A 1053-nucleotide genomic window follows, 5' to 3' on the forward strand; every position below is an offset into this window, starting at 1 on the left:
TGTATTGATCACGAGCGTTGTTGACACGTGCCGGTGCTTGATCATGGCGAAGACCTCCGGTGTGGTGGAGCTGTCTAGGACTGCACCGCACGGAGGTCTTCGTGTCCCACCGTAATGCCCGGCTGACCGTTCACGGCAGACGGATCCTCATCGAGCGTGTCCACGCAGGCCGCCCGGTTGCGCATGTCGCTGCTGAGATGGGTATCTCGCGGACCACGGCCCACAAGTGGGTCCGCCGCTTCGCCGAAGAGGGTGAGACAGGTCTGCACGACCGCCCCAGCCGGCCTCTGTCAACACCGCACCGCACCGCGGCCGGCCTTGAGGCCCGGATCTGTGAACTGCGCACGGCCCGCAAACTCGGCCCGGCCCGGATCGGCCCCATCCTCGGTATGCCCGCCTCGACCGTCCACCGGGTCCTGACCCGGCACGGACTGAACCGACTGGCATTCATGGACCGGCCCACCGGCACCGTGATCCGCCGCTACGAACGCGACCGCCCCGGCGAACTGATCCACGTCGACGTCAAGAAACTCGGCCGGATCCCCGACGGCGGCGGCTGGCGCGTCCACGGACGCCAGGCGGCCCGGGCCACCCGGCAGGGCGTCGGCTACGACTGCGTGCACTCCGCCGTCGACGACCACACCCGCCTGGCCTACAGCGAAGTCCACTCCGACGAGAAAGCCGCCACCTGCGCCGCCTTCCTGCGCAGAGCGGCAGCCCACTTCGCCACCCTGGGCATCACCCGGATCGAACGCGTCCTGACCGACAACGCCTGGTCCTACCGCAAAAGCACCCTGTGGAAACAAGCCCTGGCCGACCTCGGCGCGACCGGCAAACTCACCCGCGCCTACCGCCCCCAGACCAACGGCAAAGTCGAACGCTTCAACCGCACCCTGCTCGACGAATGGGCCTACCTGCGGCCATACACCACCAACACCGAGCGGACCGCAGCCCTGACAGACTTCCTCCACACCTACAACCACCACCGCAGCCACACCGCACTCGCAGGCCAGCCCCCGATCAGCCGCGTAAACAACGCTGCGGATCAATACA

The 1053-nt window shown here is 67.5% G+C and carries 1 protein-coding gene; it reads left to right on the forward strand.

Translation table 11 applies throughout. The features are described 5' to 3' along the window. Positions 1–101: 101 nt before the first annotated feature. A partial coding sequence (locus tag ABTZ59_RS37265; protein ID WP_351426088.1) for an IS481 family transposase occupies positions 102–1053 on the forward strand: 952 nt, incomplete at its 3' end.

The organism is Streptomyces sp. NPDC094034, from assembly GCF_040303865.1.
Taxonomy (GTDB): Bacteria; Actinomycetota; Actinomycetes; order Streptomycetales; family Streptomycetaceae; genus Streptomyces.